This is a genomic window from Dysosmobacter sp. HCP28S3_G4 (assembly GCF_052065175.1).
In the GTDB taxonomy this organism is placed as follows: Bacteria; Bacillota; Clostridia; order Oscillospirales; family Oscillospiraceae; genus Oscillibacter.
In genome coordinates, this window is record NZ_JBQHUP010000011.1 from 33584 (window position 1) to 51040 (window position 17457).

The 17457-nt window shown below is 58.7% G+C and carries 11 protein-coding genes; 4 read left to right on the forward strand and 7 right to left on the reverse strand.

Annotated elements, in window-relative coordinates:
• The first annotated feature begins 98 nt into the window (after positions 1-98).
• The 3 genes from ACTNBU_RS04435 to ACTNBU_RS04445 are packed head-to-tail and all read left to right on the forward strand — an operon-like array spanning position 99 to position 4878.
• Positions 99-758: a vitamin B12 dependent-methionine synthase activation domain-containing protein gene (locus ACTNBU_RS04435; RefSeq protein ID WP_441031246.1), complete on the forward strand. Its 660-nt coding sequence runs from the start codon at positions 99-101 to the stop codon at positions 756-758.
• Positions 748-3114, forward strand: a complete 2367-nt coding sequence (locus ACTNBU_RS04440) for a homocysteine S-methyltransferase family protein (protein ID WP_441031247.1) — start codon at positions 748-750, stop codon at positions 3112-3114. The genes ACTNBU_RS04435 and ACTNBU_RS04440 overlap by 11 nt, the downstream gene beginning before the upstream one ends.
• The gene (locus ACTNBU_RS04445) at positions 3115-4878 is read left to right on the forward strand and encodes a bifunctional homocysteine S-methyltransferase/methylenetetrahydrofolate reductase (protein ID WP_441031249.1); all 1764 of its coding nucleotides are present in this window, start codon (positions 3115-3117) and stop codon (positions 4876-4878) included.
• Between the two features lie 81 nt (positions 4879-4959).
• On the opposite strand, the gene ACTNBU_RS04450 is transcribed toward ACTNBU_RS04445, so the two are convergent.
• Entirely contained in the window at positions 4960-6138 is a 1179-nt protein-coding gene (locus ACTNBU_RS04450; protein WP_441031251.1) for a MalY/PatB family protein, read from the reverse strand.
• A gap of 24 nt (positions 6139-6162) precedes the next feature.
• The gene (locus ACTNBU_RS04455; RefSeq protein WP_441031253.1) at positions 6163-7410 is read right to left on the reverse strand and encodes a dicarboxylate/amino acid:cation symporter; all 1248 of its coding nucleotides are present in this window, start codon (positions 7408-7410) and stop codon (positions 6163-6165) included.
• Positions 7411-8203: 793 nt separating this feature from the next.
• On the opposite strand from ACTNBU_RS04455, the gene ACTNBU_RS04460 reads away from it, so the two are divergent.
• Entirely contained in the window at positions 8204-9160 is a 957-nt protein-coding gene (locus tag ACTNBU_RS04460) for a LysR family transcriptional regulator (RefSeq protein ID WP_441031254.1), read from the forward strand.
• Positions 9161-9233: 73 nt separating this feature from the next.
• On the opposite strand, the gene ACTNBU_RS04465 is transcribed toward ACTNBU_RS04460, so the two are convergent.
• The 5 genes from ACTNBU_RS04465 to tet(W) all read right to left on the reverse strand — a co-directional run bounded on the left by ACTNBU_RS04465 (position 9234) and on the right by tet(W) (position 17447).
• On the reverse strand, positions 9234-10238 hold the full coding sequence (locus tag ACTNBU_RS04465) for an ATPase P (RefSeq protein WP_441031256.1): 1005 nt from the start codon (positions 10236-10238) through the stop codon (positions 9234-9236).
• A gap of 105 nt (positions 10239-10343) precedes the next feature.
• Positions 10344-11786: a carbon starvation CstA family protein gene (locus ACTNBU_RS04470; RefSeq protein WP_441031258.1), complete on the reverse strand. Its 1443-nt coding sequence runs from the start codon at positions 11784-11786 to the stop codon at positions 10344-10346.
• A gap of 236 nt (positions 11787-12022) precedes the next feature.
• Positions 12023-12304 carry a hypothetical protein gene (locus tag ACTNBU_RS04475; RefSeq protein WP_441031260.1) on the reverse strand — a complete coding sequence of 94 codons (282 nt, stop codon included), beginning with the start codon at positions 12302-12304 and terminating at the stop codon, positions 12023-12025.
• Between the two features lie 1851 nt (positions 12305-14155).
• Positions 14156-15133: a tyrosine-type recombinase/integrase gene (locus ACTNBU_RS04480; protein WP_441031262.1), complete on the reverse strand. Its 978-nt coding sequence runs from the start codon at positions 15131-15133 to the stop codon at positions 14156-14158.
• 394 nt (positions 15134-15527) lie between these two features.
• Positions 15528-17447 carry a tetracycline resistance ribosomal protection protein Tet(W) gene (gene tet(W) / locus ACTNBU_RS04485; RefSeq protein ID WP_441031263.1) on the reverse strand — a complete coding sequence of 640 codons (1920 nt, stop codon included), beginning with the start codon at positions 17445-17447 and terminating at the stop codon, positions 15528-15530.
• Positions 17448-17457: the final 10 nt, after the last annotated feature.

Genomic DNA, 17457 nt, shown 5'->3' on the forward strand with positions numbered 1-17457 from the left:
GATGGAAATGGGGCCCGGACCATTTTCCGGACTATACAACGCCGGAAAAATACGGTATGATAACAATAATTATGCGCAATGGGCAGGAGGTGAACGGCGTGAAGCCGGATATTGACGAGGCGCTGCGCTATCTGGGCGCGGGAAACGGTGCACCGGAGACGCTGCGGCGGGAGATCTCGGCCATGGCGGACCGTCTGGCCGGACAGCTCCAGCCCCGCTGGACGTATCAGGTCTTTGACCTGCGGCGGGAGGACGGGGCGTTCCGCCTCTGCGGCCCGGATATCGTCCTTGCCGGACGCACCGCGGAGCGGATGCTGGCCCAGTGCGGACAGGCCGTGCTGCTGGCCTGCACCCTGGGGGTCCGGTTTGACGCCCTGCTGCGGGCGGAGCAGGTCCGGGACATGGCGCGGGCGGTGATGCTGGACGCCTGCGGCAGCGCCCTGGTGGAGAGCGGCTGCGACGCTGCGGAGGGGGAGATCCGGGCCCGGTTCCCGGACCGGTATCTGACGGACCGGTTCAGCCCCGGCTACGGCGACCTGCCGCTGACCCTGCAGCCGTCCATCTGCGCCGCGCTGGACATGCCCCGGCGGCTGGGAGTCCATGTCACCGGGAGCCTGCTGATGAATCCGGCCAAATCCGTCACCGCGGTGATCGGCCTGTCGGACCGGCCCCAGCGGGCCAGGATCCGGGGCTGCGCCTACTGCTCCATGCGGGAGACCTGCACACTTCGTAAGGGGGGAAAGAGCTGTGCGCTCTGATTTTTTCAAGGATAAGATCGTCATTCTGGACGGCGCCATGGGCACCGTCCTCCAGCAGAAGGGACTGCCCCCCGGGGGCCAGCCGGAGCTGCTGAACCTGACGGACCCGGCGCTGCTGGAGTCCATCTACCGGGAGTATATGGCCGCGGGCAGTCAAGTGATCTACGCCAACACCTTCGGCGCCAACGGCCTGAAGCTGGGCCGCACCGGCCACGGCGTGGAGGAGATCATCACCGCCGCCATCGGCATCGCCAAACGGGCCGCCGCCGGGACGGAGGTCCGGGTGGCACTGGACGTGGGGCCGCTGGGAGAACTGCTGGAGCCCATGGGCAGTCTGCCCTTCGAGCGGGCCTACGAGCTGTTCCGGGAGATGGCGGTGGCCGGCGAGAAGGCCGGTGCCGATCTGGCGGTCATCGAGACCATGACGGATCTGTACGAGGCCAAGGCGGCGCTGCTGGCGGTGAAGGAGAACACGGACTTGCCGGTGTTCGTCACGATGTCCTTTGAGGAGCGGGGCCGGACCTTCGCCGGCTGCACCGTGGCCTCCATGGCCCGGACGCTGGAGGGCCTGGGGGCCGACGCCATCGGCCTGAACTGCTCCCTGGGGCCGGATCTGCTGGCGCCGCTGCTGAAGGAGCTGTGCGAAAACACCCGCCTGCCGGTGATCGCCAAGCCCAACGCGGGACTGCCGGACCCGGTGGACGGCCACTACGACATGGGGCCGGAGGCCTTCGCCCAGGCACTGCTGCCCTGTTTAGAGGCAGGCGTCACCATCTTCGGCGGCTGCTGCGGCACATCGCCGGACTATATCCGCTGCCTGAAGGCGGCGCTGGCGGGGAAGTCCCCCGCGCCCCGGCGGTATGACGCCGTGGGCTTCCTCTGCACGCCGGTGACGCCCCTGCGGCTGGAGGGCGTCCGGGTCATCGGCGAGCGGGTGAACCCCACCGGCAAGAAGCGGTTCCAGCAGGCGCTGCTGGAGAACGATCTGGACTATATCCTGGACGTGGCCATCCAGCAGGAGGACGCGGGGGCGGACATTCTGGACGTGAACGTGGGCTATCCCGGCGTGGACGAGGTGGACATGCTGCCCCGGGTGGTGAAGAAGCTGCAAAGCGCCGTGTCCCTGCCGTTGCAGCTGGACTCCACCAATCCCGACGCCTTGGAGGCGGGATTGCGGGTCTACAACGGCAAGGCGGCGGTGAACTCCGTCAACGGCGAGGCGGCGGTGCTGGAGCGCATCCTGCCCATCGTGAAGAAGTACGGCGCGTCCGTAGTGGGACTGGCTTTGGACAAGGGCGGCATCCCCCAGACGGCGGAGGGCCGGGTGGCCATCGCCCGGCGCATTCTGGACGCGGCGCTGTCCTGCGGCATCCCCAAGGAGGACGTGTGGATCGACTGCCTGACCCTCACCGTCTCCGCCCAGCAGGAGCAGGCCATGGAGACCCTGAAGGCGGTGCGGACCGTCCGGCGGGAGCTGGGACTCCAGACCGTGCTGGGGGTGTCCAACATCTCCTTCGGCCTGCCTAACCGGCCCCTCATCACCCAGAACTTCCTGATCCAGGCCATGGCCGCCGGACTGACGCTGCCCATCATCAACCCCAATCAGCGGGAGATGATGGACGCCGTGGCGGCCTTCCGGGTGCTGTCCGGCGAGGACGTCCAGTGCCAGGCGTACGTGGCCCGCTTCACGGGAGAAGCTGTGCCCGTGAAGGCCGCGGCGCCGTCCGCCGCCGGTGACATGACCCTGGACGACGCCATCATCAAGGGCCTGAAGGCCGACGCCGGACGGCTGGCCAAACAGGCGCTGGAGACGGAGAGCGAGCTGACCCTGGTGGAACAGCACCTGATCCCGGCGCTGGATCAGGTGGGCGAGGCGTATGAGAAGGGGAAGATGTTTCTGCCCCAGCTGCTCAGCGCCGCCCAGGCGGCCCAGTCCGTCTTCGAGGTCATCCGGGCCGCCATCGCCGAGAAGGGCGGCGCGCCGGTGAAAAAGGGACGGCTCATCATCGCCACGGTCCAGGGAGACATCCACGATATCGGCAAGAACATCGTCAAAACGGTGCTGGAGAACTACGGCTACGAGGTGCTGGATCTGGGCCGGGACGTGGCGCCGGAGACCATCGTGGAGACGGCGGTGAAAGAGAACATCCGGCTGGTGGGCCTGTCCGCCCTGATGACCACCACCCTCCCCGCCATGGAGGAGACCATCCGCCAGCTCCGGGAACTGCCGGAGCCGCCGGTGACCTTCGTGGGCGGCGCGGTGGTGACGCCGGAGTACGCAGAGAAGATGGGGGCGGACTACTACGCCAGAGACGCCCGTCAGTCCGTGGAGATCGCGAGAAAGGTTCTGGGATAAATGGACATTCGGGCTTATCTGCGGCAGGGAAAGCCCCTGCTGTTCGACGGTGCCATGGGCACCTGGTTCGCGGCCCAGCCCGGCCGGGCGGGAGAGCTCTGCGAGAAGGCGGATCTGGAGCATCCGGAGGAGATCGCCGCCATCCACAAGGCCTATCTGGAGGCGGGCTGCCGGGCCATCAAGACCAACACCTTCGGCGTGGGCGTAGAGCTGGCGGAGAATGGGGAGGAACCGGCGGAGCGGCTCATCGAGGCTGCCTGCCGTCTGGCCCTGGACGCCGCCCGGCCCTATGACGCCTGGGTGTTTGCGGACCTGGGGCCTGCGCCCCGGGGACGGGAGCTGTCCCCCGGGGAGAACTACATCCGTCAGGCGGAGCTGTTCCTGGGACAGGGCGTCACCCACTTCCTGGCGGAGACGCTGCCCACCGACGAGGGCATCCCGGAACTGGCCCGGTATCTGAAGGAGAATTGCCCGGCGTCGTTCCTCATCGTCTCCTTCGCGGTGGGCTTTGACGGGACGACCCGGGACGGCTGTCTGGGCAGCGAGCTGTTCCACCGGACCGCCGCCCTGCCGGGAGTGGACGCCGTGGGCTTCAACTGTGTCTCCGGCCCCCATCATCTGCTGGAGTACATCCGGAAGCTGGACCTGGGGGGCGTGACATTGTCCGTCATGCCCAACGCGGGCTATCCCACGGTGCTGGGACGCCGGACCGTGTTCCAGGGGACGCCGGACTATTTCGGCGAGAAGCTGGCGGAGATCGCCCAGGCGGGGGCGGCCATCGTGGGCGGCTGCTGCGGCACCACGCCGGAGCATATCGCCAGAGCCGCCGCGGCGCTGAAACGGGAGCGCCCCGCCGTGTCCGTCCGGCCCCGGACGGAACAGCCGGAGCAGCGGGGGGAACCCCATCGGAACTCCCTGTGGGAGAAGCTGGAGAGCGGCCGGCGGGTCATTGCCGTGGAGCTGGACCCGCCGGTGGACGACAACGTGCAGCCCTTCCTGGATGGCGTCCGGGTGCTGCGGGACGTAGGCGCCGACGCTGTCACCATTGCGGACTGCCCGGTGGGCCGTCCCCGGGCGGACAGCAGCCTGCTGGCCTGCAAACTGAAGCGGGAGCTGGACATGGAGCCGCTGCCCCACATGACCTGCCGGGACCGGAACCTCAACGCCACCAAGGCACTGCTACTGGGACTGTCCATGGAGGGGGTCCACAATGTGCTGCTGGTCACCGGCGACCCCATCCCCACCGAGGACCGGGACGAGGTCAAGAGCGTGTTCAATTTCAACTCCCGGAAGCTGGCCCAGTACGTCAGCGGCCTGAATGAGCAGGTGCTGACCACGCCCTTCCGCATCTTCGGCGCACTGAATGTCAACGCCCGGAACTTCGCCATGCAGCTGAAGATCGCCCGGGAGAAGGAGGACTGCGGCGTGGCGGGCTTCCTGACCCAGCCGGTGCTGTCAGCGGAGGGACTGGAGAACCTGAAACTGGCCCGGGAGACCCTCCATGGCAAGATCCTGGGGGGCATCTATCCGGTGGTCAGCCACAAAAACGCCTGCTTCCTGAACAACGAGATCGCCGGTATCCACGTCTGCAACGAGATCGTGGCCCTGTACGAGGGGAAGGACCGGGAGGCCGCCGAGGAACTGGCGGTGACCATCTCCGCCCGTGTGGCCCGGGAGATCGCCCCCTACACCGACGGCCTGTATCTGATGACCCCCTTCCGCCGGGTGGAGTTGATGCGGCGGATCATGGAACAGGTGCGGTAAGCTACAGACCCGTACATACCAAGAGCCATCCGCGGCACGGGCCGCGGATGGCTCTTTGACAATGCTGCGGATGGAAGCGGGTCAGACGCCGGACACGGCCTGGGCCAGCTGCTCCAGCGCCTGCCGCAGCGTCGCCCGGGGACAGGCCAGCACCACCCGCTGGAACTGACCGCCGTTTCCGCCGAAGATGTGTCCGGCGTCCAGCCAGAGCTTCGCCCGCCGGATGATGAGCTCGTCCAGCGCCTCCTGGGACAGCCCCAGCCCGGAGCAGTCCAGCCATGCGAAATAGGTGCCCTCCGGCTCCACCAGACGGACCTGCGGGATGCGCTCCGCCAGGAACGCCCGCAGGAAATCCAGATTGTCCCGCAGATACGTCCGGCAGCCGTCCAGCCAGTCCCCGCCGCCCTCATAGGCCGCCTGACAGGCGATAAGTCCCATCCGGTTCAGGCCGGAATAGCCGCAGCGGCTCATCTCCCTGACGAACCGCTTCCGGATCTCCTCACCGGGGATCCAGATGTTGGACGCCTGGAGACCCGCCAGATTGAAGGTCTTGCTGGGGGCGGTGCAGACGATGGCCCGCTCCGTCAGCTCGGGAACGGCGTCCAGGAATACGTGGTGGGGGTGCCCCGGGAGGGTGAAGTCGCAGTGGATCTCGTCGGAGACCACATAGATGCCGTGCTTCCGGCAGATGTCTCCCAGCCGCCGCAGCTCCTCTACCGTCCAGACCCGTCCGATGGGATTGTGGGGACTGCACAGGATGAACAGCTTCACGTGCTCCTTTGCCGCCTTGCGCTCAAAGTCGGCAAAGTCGATGGCGTACGCGCCGTCCTTATAGACCAGACGGCTCTCCACCACCTTCCGGTCATTGCTGCGGATCACGTTGAAGAACGGATAATAGACCGGGGGCTGGATCAGCACACTGTCGCCGGGCTGGGTCAGCGCCCGCACCGCCATGGCCAGGGCGAACACCACGCCTGGGGTCTTTACCAGCCACTCCGGGCGGGTCTGCCAGCCGAAGCGGGTGAGAAACCACTGGGAGACGGCGTCGTAATAGCCGTCTTTCACATCGCTGTAGCCGAAAATGCCGTGGTCCACCGTTTTCCGCAGGGCGTCCAGCACCGGCTCCGGGGCCCGGAAGTCCATGTCCGCCACCCACAGCGGCAGCACGTCGGCGGGAAGGCCCCGCTCCACGGCGAAGTCGTATTTGAGACTGTTGGTATTGCGGCGGTCGATGATCTGGTCAAAATCATAGGCTGTCATTATTTATTCCTCCAAACTCTGTGATCAATGTACGGCTTCGGCGGGCCGGAGCGGCTCCGCTGGGGCGTCCAGCCGGACGGTCTCCTTCATGGCCACGGAGCAGGCCAGGTCGCCCAGCACGTTGCAGCAGGTGGCGCCCATGTCGCACAGGGTGTTGACGCTGATGTAGACGCCCATGATGCCGGCGGGCAGTCCGGCGATAGAGGCCAGGGCCGCGAAGGAGGCGATGGCGCCGCCGGGGACGCCGGGAGTGCCGATGCTCAGCAGGGTGTTGCTCAGCAGGACCACCGCCAGCAGGCTGAAGCTGACCTCCACGCCGCAGGCGTTGGCGAAGAAGACGATCATGAAGGACATGACCACGGAGACGGCGTCCATGTTGATGGTGGCCCCCAGGGGCAGGGCCAGGGAGGAGATCTCATTGGGTACGCCCAGCTCGTCGGCGCAGCGCTTGCTGATGGGCAGGGTGGCGGAGCTGGAGCAGGTGCCGAAGGCGTTCAGGGCGGCGGGCAGCACCGTGCTGAAGAAGGTGCGCAGGCCGCACTTGCCGATGAGCTTCACGATGCCGCCGTAGACGATGAGGATGTAAAGGAACATGGTCACATACAGGGCGATCAGCACCGCGCCTACCGCAATGACGGTGTCCGTGCCGTTGGCGTAGATCACCCCGGCGATGGAGCAGAAGACGCCGATGGGAGTGAAGTACATCACCACGGAGACGATCTTCACGGAGATGTCGTTGACGGCCTCCGCCACCCTGACAAAGGGGGCCGCCTTTTCTCCCAAGGACAGGCAGGCAATACCCACGATGATGGCGAACACCAGCACCTGGAGCATGTCGCCGTTGGCAAAGGAGGCCATGGGGTTGGAGGGGATCAGGTTTTTCACCGTGTCCATAAGGCTGGTGAACTGGGTGGCCTCTACATTGGCCTCCGCCATCTCAATGGTGATCCCGGCGCCCAGATTCAGCGCCTTGGGCAGGAACAGACCCAGCAGGCTGGCGAACAGGGTGGTGGCGGTGAAGTACAGCACGGCCTGACCGCCCACCCGTCCGGTGGCGGACACGCTGCCGATGCCCTGGATGCCCACGATCAGAGAACAGAACACCAGGGGATAGATCATCATCCGCAGGGCGTTCATGTAGAGACTGCTGACCAGCTCCACCGCCGGAAGCAGAAATTCATACCGCCCCGGCATGAACAGACCGAACAGAATGCCCAGGACCAGGCCGGTAAAGATGGCCGCTGTGATGTGAAAAGACTTTCTCCGTTTCATTTGGATCTCTCCCATGATAAAAATAAACGCCCATCTTCTACTCCCTCATAGAAGACGAACGCTGTGCCCGTGGTACCGCTTCCGCAGCTCCCGAAGCTTGTCCGGGACCTCCCTGCGGGCCTCCGATGCTCTTTCTTTCGCCGCATTCTGGTATGATGGTCCCATTATAGGCGGTGACCGGCCATCTGTCAACCATAAAAATAGTAGGATAATAGGCAATTCCAGCGAACAGAATTGGCTGCCGTGTAAAAGATCTGGCCGCCCCGGACCGGTGGCAGGCCATCAAAAAGGCAGGCAGCATCCCCTAACGGACACTGCCTACCTGTTTCGCTCTGCCATATTCTGTTGTCCTTTCTGTTGATTTGGAGTGCGGTTTCCAATATCAGGCGAACAGATGGTAGTAGGAGCTCAGGAACGCCTCCAGCTTCTTCATAAGTGACCCTCCTCTCAGGTGAAGTTCTGCGCGGGAACGATGGGGCTCATGCAAACAGATGGTAGTAGGAACTCAGGAACGCCTCCAGCTTCTTCATAAGTGACCCTCCTCTCGGATGAAGTTCTGCGCGGGAACGATGGGGCTCATGCAAACAGATGGTAGTAGGAGCTCAGGAACGCCTCCAGCTTCTTCATTTTGTTCGCCTCCTGTCGTTTTGGTTTGGGAACTTGCTGTTCCCTTTGACAGTTATGATGATACCCCTCTTTTTTCAAAATGTAAAATACATATAAATTTGCATTTACCATACGTTTTTGATATAATAAAATCACTGCATCAACGAAAGGCAGGGAAGGTGAGAGGATGGATTTTCGTTCGCTTCAATACTTTGTAACGGTGGCCCAGGAACTGAACTTCACCAGGGCGGCGGAAAAGCTGCAAATGAGTCAGCCGCCCCTCAGCAACCAGATCCGGGCGCTGGAGGAGGAGCTGGGTGTCCGGCTGTTCATCCGGGGCAAGCGGCGGCTGACGCTGACGGACGCCGGCGGGCTGCTGCTCCAGCGGTCCGTTCAGATGCTGGAGATGGCGGAGAAGACCCGGCGGGATCTGTCCTCTCTGGGGAATGAACTGTCCGGCACCATCTGTCTGGGTATGGTGGAGGGCCGGGCGCCCTATCTGGCCGCCCGATGGATCGCCGGGTTCCGGGAGGAATACCCCCTGGTGCGCTATGAGCTGTGGAACGGCAGCAGCGATGATGTACTGGACCAGCTTCACCGGGGACTGGCGGATCTGGCGGTCATCGCCGCGCCCTATGACATGGAGCATCTGGACGGCTTCGTGGTGGGACGGGAGCCTTGGGTGGCCATGATCTCCCGGGCCCATCCCCTGGCGGCGCTTCCGGGAACGGAGATCCCCCTTTCCAGCCTGGTGGGACAGCCCCTTATCGTCCCCCGGCGGAGATCCCGGGTGGAGGCCATCCGCCAGTGGTTCGCCGGCATCGGCGCGGAGCCGGATATCCTGTGCGAGATGTCCAACTATATGGACGCCGTGGCCCTGGCGGAACAGAACGTGGGTATCAGCATCTTTCCTCAGACCACCTACACGCCCAACGCCCATGTGGTCTCCAAGCTCATTACACAGCCGCCGAAGCAGGCGGAATATGTGCTGGTCTGGGAGCGGAGCCAGCGCCTCCAGACCACGCTGGTCCGGGAGTTCATCGGCTACGTCCGGGACTTCATCGAGGCGGATCTGATCCACACGCCCCGGTTCCAGGTGCGGGAGCCGGAGTTCCTGCTGCCGGAGGACGCCCCCAGACTGTGAGAGCGGAAGGCCATCCAAACCGAAAAAGACAGCCCGGACCGCGGTCCGGGCTGTCTTTTCATGTATTTTGCGTTTACTGGTAATCCTCGTTGAGGAACAGGGCCTTGATGGCCACCACCTCGTCGTACTCCTCCTGGTCTACCTCCACGCTGGAATTCAGGGCTTTCAGGTCCTGTTTCACCACGTCCAGCGCGTCCGCGGGCCAGACGGCACGGCCGTCCTCAATGGCCCGCTGCATCCGCTTCAGCACGATGGGGTGGGCATACCGGGCGGGCAGGGGGAAGTCATGGTAGAAGCTGATGTACCCCTCCATGGCCTGCTGGGCCTTCCGGGCGCGGTCCATGACGGCGGCCCTGTTGTTCCGGGCGGTGGGCAGGACGCTGGCGCCGGAGAACATGAAGATGGCTGCCAGACCGAACAGCGTGAAGTACACCGCGAAGCCGCCGTGCCGGATAAAGAGGAAGATGCCGTACACCAGAGCGGCCACGCCCATCAGCGTGATCACCAGGGCCACCCAGCGGTAGCTGGGATTGCTGCGCAGGAAGGAGCGTTTCCGCCGGGCGGACTGGCTCAGTTCCAGAGCCAGCTCCGGTTTCTTGTTCAGATAGTCCGCTGCGTCCTGGAGGGACTGAATGTTCTTCCGAGCCTGGGGGGAGATGTCGGGCTTGCTCCGGGCGGCCAGCTTCCGCTCCCGTTCCGCCAGACGCTTTTCCGCGGCGGCGCTGACCAGCTTGATCTCCGGGTGCTCCTTTTCCAGATATGTCAGGAGCTGGTCCACCTGTTCTTCATATTTGAAATTGCACTGCTTCTCTTTCCCATCGTCAAATTCCACTACCAGATAGGGGATCGTGGCAAACAGGCCCTTGCCGGTAAAGCCGCCCTTACTCATGGCCAGACGTTTATAGACCCGGTGAACAGAGGTGAAAGGGACGTAGTACCGGCGGTCCAGAAAGAAACTGTTGAGATAGAGCGCCTTGAATCCCACCCCGCAGGGGCCGAACCGTTTGCAGCGCTTCTTGTCCTCCTCCAGCTCGGCGGCCGGCAGCGTGTCAGACAGGGGATGCGGTTTCAAAATCATAGGACAGCTCCTCTTCTTCGTGAACGGTTGGAAAAGGGGACGCCGGTATCAGCGTCCCCCTTTTTCATTGGATCGGGCAGGGAATGTGCGCCGGTCTTCCGGCCATTAAACTCTCTTGGGCTGCTTCTTGGTGCTGTACAGGAAGATGCCCAGGAACAGAGCCGCCAGAACGAGGCCCACGGGATAAGCGATGGAAGTGCTCAGGTGCAGGCACTCGGGAGCGCAGATGAAGTAGGTCATGGAGACCGCACTCATGAAGGTGGCGGGCACAGCGGTGACCCAGTAGTTCTTCTTCTGCTGGAACAGATACATGCTGGCAGCCCACAGAACGATCATGGCCAGGGTCTGGTTGGTCCAGCTGAAGTAACGCCAGATCACGTTGTAGTCGATCTTGCCCAGCGCGTTGCCGATGCCCAGGATGGCGCCGACACCCAGCACGGGGATGCAGAGCTTCAGACGGTTGACATAGGACTTCTGGTCGATCTTCAGCCAGTCAGCCAGGGTCAGACGGGCAGAACGGAAAGCGGTGTCGCCGGAGGTGATGGGGCAGGCGATGACGCCCAGCATGGCCAGCACCAGACCGACGGAACCCATCGTCTTGGAGCAGATGTCGTAGACGGTGGCGGGGCAGCCGCCGCCCATCTCCAGCAGCTTGGCGCCCTCATAGATGGAGCAGCCGGCAGCAGCCCAGATCAGAGCAATGACACCCTCGCTGACCATGGCGCCGTAGAACACCATGTGGCCCTGCTTCTCGGACTTCATGCAGCGGGCCATCAGAGGAGACTGCGTGGCGTGGAAACCGGAAATGGCGCCGCAGGCCACGGTGATGAACATGAAGGACCAGACGGGCGTTCCCTTGGGATGCATGTTGGTGAAGTTGTCCCAGATCTCAGGGATCACATACTCGGGGTTGGTGAGCACACCAAAGCCGACGCCCACAGCCATGATGATCAGGCAGATACCGAAGATGGGATAGATCTTGCCGATGATCTTGTCGATGGAGATGAAGGTGGCGATGAAGTAGTAGATCAGGATGAGGACCAGCCAGAACAGCTTGTTGGACAGGACGTTGGAGAAACCGGCGTTGGTGAACAGCAGCTGGATCAGACCGGCGGGACCCACGGCAAACACGGTGCCCACCATGACCAGCAGCACTACGCTGAAGACACGCATGACGTTCTTCATGCCGCTGCCCAGATAGATGCCGGTGATCTCGGAGACGGAAGCGCCGTCGTTGCGCTCAGACAGCATGCCGGCAAAGTAGTCGTGCACGCCGCCGGCGAAGATGGTGCCGAAGGTGATCCACAGGAACACGATGGGTCCCCACAGAGCACCTGTCAGAGCGCCGAAGATGGGGCCAAGGCCCGCAATGTTCAGCAGCTGCACCAGGAACAGCTTCCACTGGGGCATGACGACGTAGTCGATACCGTCGTTGATGCGGACAGCGGGAGTCTCACGGTCATCCGGACCAAATGTGTTGTCGACGACTTTACCGTATGTAAAGTAACCGCCGATCAGGATTGCCAGACAGATTATAAAACTGACCATAGATATGCCTCCCTTTTTATTTGCCCCGGCTGCACACAGCAAAACAACCGGAACAATCTAAAAGGGCATTATAGCCTGTTTTTTTGAAAATGCAATACTAAATTTAGACTATTTTTAAATTTTTTGTCGAGAGGAAAACTCTTTAAAATTTCATATATAGATGAATAAATATGCAAAAAAAGAGGGCATTAGAAAAAGCAAATAATGACTGATGTCAAACGGCGAAAGATGTTGTCTTATGATTGAGGGGCGGCGTCGGATATGCCCAACAGCGCCCGGGCACGGCCCGCCTCCTCTGCCGGAACTTCGATGAAATACATGCTGCGGTCGATGGGTCCCTTTGCGCCGAAGTTCCTGGGGTCCAGCTTGGCGCCGCAGCCGCAGACAGGCGGTTCCACATCGTACCGTCCGGCCCGGATCCCCCGGATGCCGGCGGTTTTCAGCGTCTCCCTGGCGGCCTGCCAGCCCGCCTTGTCTGGCTTCCTGAAAACGGTAGTTTTCTTTCCAAATATTAACATTCAAAAATTCCTCCTGTCTGAATTTTATTCACATTGCACCTGTCGTTTAATCGGAGGGCTCCTGAATTTCCCGGCGGATCAGGGCGCCTGCCGCACCGGCCAGCTGGCCCATACTGCGGATGCGGACCAGGTTTTTCGTAAATTTCTTCCGCACCGGGGACGCTCGGATCCTCTCCCATGAAGACCGCCGCCACCCGGACGCCCCTCCGGCGCAGCGAACGGACCTCCCGGGCGGTGTCCTCCACGGCGGCGCGGTCCCCGTAATCGCAGCCGAAGGGATGCTTCCCGTCCGGTGGGATGTGATGGCTGTCGTTGGGGCCGGGGTCAGCAGAAGCAGCCCACACGCCATTTCCTCCGCGGCCCCGGACAGGGGCGTCAGGGTGGGACCGACGTTGTACTGATACATGACAGTCTCCTGATAGGAGATGATCTCCTAACGGAATTGTACCGCGGAGCGCCCAAAGTGCAAGAGGAAAATGGGGCAATGGCGGTTTTGCGGATGATGACTCAGACATCCGCTGGCTCCATATGGATGAGCAGCTTCTCCGGGAGGGCCTGGACGAACGGAAGCGCATTCTGTGTGAGGAAGAACCAGCGCAGGAGAACAGATATTGAAAACGGCCTTGCCGATTTTCAAAATCAGCAAGACCGTTTTCTCTGATACCTGCAGACTGCTGGCGCGTCTGCGTCTGAGTATCGTCAGAGGATCTTTCAGATATGCAGCAGATATGAGATAGGAAGGGACTCTGAGAAGTGCCGGAGCCAATCAGTAGGAAGTGGTCATGGCGCCGTCGCAGATGAAGGCCTGACCGCTGACGCTGCCGTTGGCGGGGCTGATCAGAAAGACGGCGGTGCGGCCGTACTCGTCCACCGTCTGATAGCGGCGCTGAGGGAAGCTGGCGCTGTCCCGCTTGGTGTACTCCTCCTCGTTGGAGGGACTTGCATCTTAAACAATTTTGTTTAGAAGATATTGCGCCTGCTATTCTGATTATTTTGATTGCCCATATTGTCTTAGCTGTACGATGGATGCTTATCAAAATCTTATCAGCGGTGATAAATGATCAAAAATCACACAAGGTAATTGTTCTGGGTGGCTGTTATCTTAGTATAAATGTTATACGCAAAATCGACCCCAAAATCAAGATGCTACGGCAGATTCGATGTGAGGATCTTCGTCGGATATGATAGGAGACTCCCGCCGGGACAGCGGGAGCCTCTTGCGTATGGAACAACGCATATGCATCAAAGTATTCCCATGTATCATCAGATTGCAAGAATTTTTTGTTTGCCATGCAATAAAGATTATATCCGATTTCAATAAAAGTAAGAAAATCTTCGGGATTTTTCTTTGCTGATGTGAGAATTTTGGTATATGATGTTGCTTTAAGGAAGTCAGCCAAATCCAAAAAATGGCCTCTGCTTTTCCAATCAGAGAAGCAATATATATCAACGTATCTTTCGAGGGTATATTTATGTGATTCGTAATGAATAAACGAAAACCGCTTTCTGATTATGTCGTCGAGTCGACTTACCTCTTGCGCCATGTCAAACGTTGCTGCAAGTAATTCAAAGATATTCTTTCGCACCAAAGTACCACCCCTAAAGTATGTATCTCTAAATGTTTCTAATAATAAAATAACATCGTTTTACGATTAAAACAATGTGTATTTGCCACTTTTTAAAAAGTCCGAATTTACATATTTCCAGACAACTTTTTCTTTCCTGATGCCCAGATGATGTCGGAGTCTGCGGAGGTCTAAATATGCAAAAGGGCTGAGAGGATTGATTTCCCCTCAGCCTAGTTTTTGCCACGGTTATTTATGCTAAAGATTTAGTCAAACTGGCCCGACGCTATTTGTATAGCTTTTGCTTTGGCTTGAAGTCCTCCAGAGGATTAAAGTCATCCACGATATTAACAAGGTCTGTAGGATTGAAAGCGTAGTAGTGTTCCAGCATCTTGGTCGATTTATGTCCTGTGATTCGCTTGAGCATGATTGGTGACATTCCTTTACGGATGGACAGAGTAATAAACGTATGGCGATACAGGTGCAGACCGTATTTTTTGACTCCTCGCTTAAGGGAATATCGTTTGACTAAGGATTGCAGAACAGTCCGTTGCAACTGTTCTCCAAAGATGGTGCAGAATAGAAAATCATCGCCTGCTGCATTTCGGACTTGTAACCATTCTTCCAATATCATGTGTAGGGTGGTTGGAATGGGGATAAAACGGGCTTCACGATTTTTGGTTTGGTTTAGGGTGATATATCCAGCATTTAAGTTTACATCCCGGACTCGTAATGCCCGAAGCTCACTTGCACGAATACCTGTGGCAAGGAATGTATTGATGATGACCCAAGCCCTGAAATCACAGAAATCTGGATTCTTAGGTCGTTGGAGCAGGATGTTCAGTTCCTCTTCTGAGTATATTTCTTTGATGGATTCTTGTTCCACAACATGGGTGAACTGGATATTGTGAGGGATATATCCTTGTTCGATACCAAAGAGAATCGTAGGAGAAACCTTGAACATATAGCTGTTGACTGTCTGAGGCTTGTAAACGGATTGGAGATGCAAACAGTATTCGTTGATAAGGTCTTGGGTAATGTCTCCGCACATTAGGTCGCTGCCTGCGAAATCGAGAAAATAGCGGGAGGCTGTACGGTATCCGTCAATCGTAACGGTTGCAAGATTTTTGATGCGGCATTGACGCAGATGGATTCCAAGTAACTCCTGATACGAAATATTTCCTTTTGAAACTTGAGAATCAATCCGTCTGCGCCGTCTGGGGACTTCGGGTAAAGCGGCGGTGTTCATTGGCTCTTTTGGCATATCAAAGCCTCCTTATAAAATAAAAAATGGCTGGCTATGAATGCCACTTTTACAGTAACACTCATAGCCAACCGCTAAATTTTAGGAAACTTTTTAAACTGAATTGACGCAAATTTCAGAATAAATCGGGATATTCTGAAATTATTTAAGAAAATTTCACTCCCACTCGTTGTTGGGCATCATATTTAACGGATTTTGCTTCATAAATTTGATACCTCATTTTTTTGATTATTTGATGTGTCCATATTATCCAGCCCTATACGATGGGCTGTTATCAAATTGTTATCGGTGGTGATAACGGGGGGTAGCAGGGTTGTTGTTTTCTCTGGTGGTTTACAACTACATTTTACCACGAAAGGCAGGGAAATGCAATAACCATCCTTGCTGTGGCGTATCAAGGAATCTTACTGAACATATAGCGCACCTTGTCCAGGCGGCTGTTTGGACGGCGGGGCTGGATGACCGGCTGACCGACAGCGGCCTGATATCCTTTCAGCTCTGTAAGGCATACGCTCCGCCCGTTGGTGTAAAAGGCCAGATCAGTACGGTATGCCTGTATACAGCGGGCGGGAATCTCGCCAGTAAAGACAACTTCATCCTTTTTTACCTGGGCCGTTTCGATGGTGGCACAGTATTTCGGTGCATCATGATAAGCCCTGGAAAGGTATTCCTGGGGCGCATAGAGGATGAAGGAGAGATAAGGTTCCAGCAGCTGCGTCCCCGATTCCTTCAATGCCTGTTCCAATACAATCGGGGCCAATGAGCGGAAGTCCGCCGGCGTGCTGACCGGACTGTAATAAAGCCCGTATTCAAAGCAAATCTTACAGTCCGTTACGTTCCAGCCGAACAAGCCCTGCTCCAGCCCGTAACGGATACCATCCCTGACAGCGTTTTGAAAACTCTGGTTCAAGTATCCCAGCGAAACCCGGCTCTCGTATTGTACACCGGAGCCAAGCGGGAGTGGTGTAACAGACAGTCCGATGGATGCCCAAAACGGGTTGGGCGGCACCTCGATATGGATGGTGTGGCTGGCTGCTTTGAGCGGCCGCTCCATATAAATGACGGTGGGTTCCTTTACCACTGTTTCAAGCTTGTATTTTTCCGACAGCAAAGCGGAAACAACCTCCAACTGCACCCGGCCCAAAAAAGAAAGAATGATCTCATGGGTGATGGAATCCACCTCGCAGCGCAAAAGCGGGTCAGTATCCGCAAGTTGCGTAAGAGCGTCCAGCAGCCGTTCTCTTTGCGCTGCCGTTTTCGGCGCAATCGTCGTCCGCAGCATGGGGAGGGGGTCCTCACGCCACCTTTTACGAGGGAGCCGGGTTGGGTCCCCTAATACATCGTTTAACCTCATGCTGTCGCTGGGAAGGATAACAATTTCACCCGGATAAGCGGTGTCTGTCCGAACAATTTCCCCTTTGGATGGAATACGCATCTCTGTGATTTTCAGCTTTTCTCTCCCGGCCAGGGCCACCGTATCCCGCAGGCGCAGCGTTCCGCTGTATAGCCGTAGATAGACACGCCGCTGGCCGCAATCTGTATACTCCACCTTGAAAACGCTGCCGCATAGGGCGGCGCTCCCCTGTTCCCCAATCGGTTGGAACAGCCCTGTCACCGCATCCATCAACGGTTGAATGCCAAGGCCCTTTTTGGCGCTGCCATAATAGACCGGGAACAGGGAGGCGTCTTGAACCCGCCGCTGTTCCTCCCGCACAAGTTTTTCCCGGCTGATTGGTTCTCCTGCGATATACTTTTCCAATAATTTATCGTTATTTTCGATGACCGCATCCCATGCTTCTATGTCGGTATTTTCCTCCAGGACTATTTCCGGGGACAGCGACACCGTCTGCTTGATGATAATATCGGCGGAGAGCTTATCCCGAACAGACTGAACCACGCTCTGCAAATCAACGCCAGCCTGGTCGATCTTGTTGATAAAGATAACGGTGGGAATGTTCATTTTCCGCAGGGCATGGAACAGAATACGGGTCTGGGCCTGCACGCCATCTTTAGCGGAGATCACCAAGATGGCCCCATCTAAAACAGCCAAAGAGCGGTACACCTCCGCCAAAAAATCCATGTGGCCGGGCGTATCCACAATGTTGACTTTACATCTGTGCCACTGGAAGGAAGTGACTGCCGCTTGAATGGTAATCCCACGCTGCCGCTCCAAAAACATGGTGTCCGTCCTCGTTGTCCCTTTTTCGACGCTCCCCGGTTCTGAAATGGCTCCGCTGGCATATAGCAGGCTCTCCGTCAAGGTCGTCTTTCCAGCGTCTACATGGGCAAGAATTCCAATATTGATTATTTTCATGTGATTGTCC

Bases quoted from the DNA above. Each gene is read 5' to 3' on its own strand.
- ACTNBU_RS04445 (WP_441031249.1), top strand. From the start codon at position 3,115: ATGGACATTCGGGCTTATCTGCGGCAGGGAAAGCCCCTGCTGTTCGAC.
- ACTNBU_RS04450 (WP_441031251.1), bottom strand. From the start codon at position 6,138: ATGACAGCCTATGATTTTGACCAGATCATCGACCGCCGCAATACCAAC.
- ACTNBU_RS04455 (WP_441031253.1), bottom strand. From the start codon at position 7,410: ATGAAACGGAGAAAGTCTTTTCACATCACAGCGGCCATCTTTACCGGC.
- ACTNBU_RS04460 (WP_441031254.1), top strand. From the start codon at position 8,204: ATGGATTTTCGTTCGCTTCAATACTTTGTAACGGTGGCCCAGGAACTG.
- ACTNBU_RS04465 (WP_441031256.1), bottom strand. From the start codon at position 10,238: ATGATTTTGAAACCGCATCCCCTGTCTGACACGCTGCCGGCCGCCGAG.
- ACTNBU_RS04470 (WP_441031258.1), bottom strand. From the start codon at position 11,786: ATGGTCAGTTTTATAATCTGTCTGGCAATCCTGATCGGCGGTTACTTT.
- ACTNBU_RS04475 (WP_441031260.1), bottom strand. From the start codon at position 12,304: ATGTTAATATTTGGAAAGAAAACTACCGTTTTCAGGAAGCCAGACAAG.
- ACTNBU_RS04480 (WP_441031262.1), bottom strand. From the start codon at position 15,133: ATGCCAAAAGAGCCAATGAACACCGCCGCTTTACCCGAAGTCCCCAGA.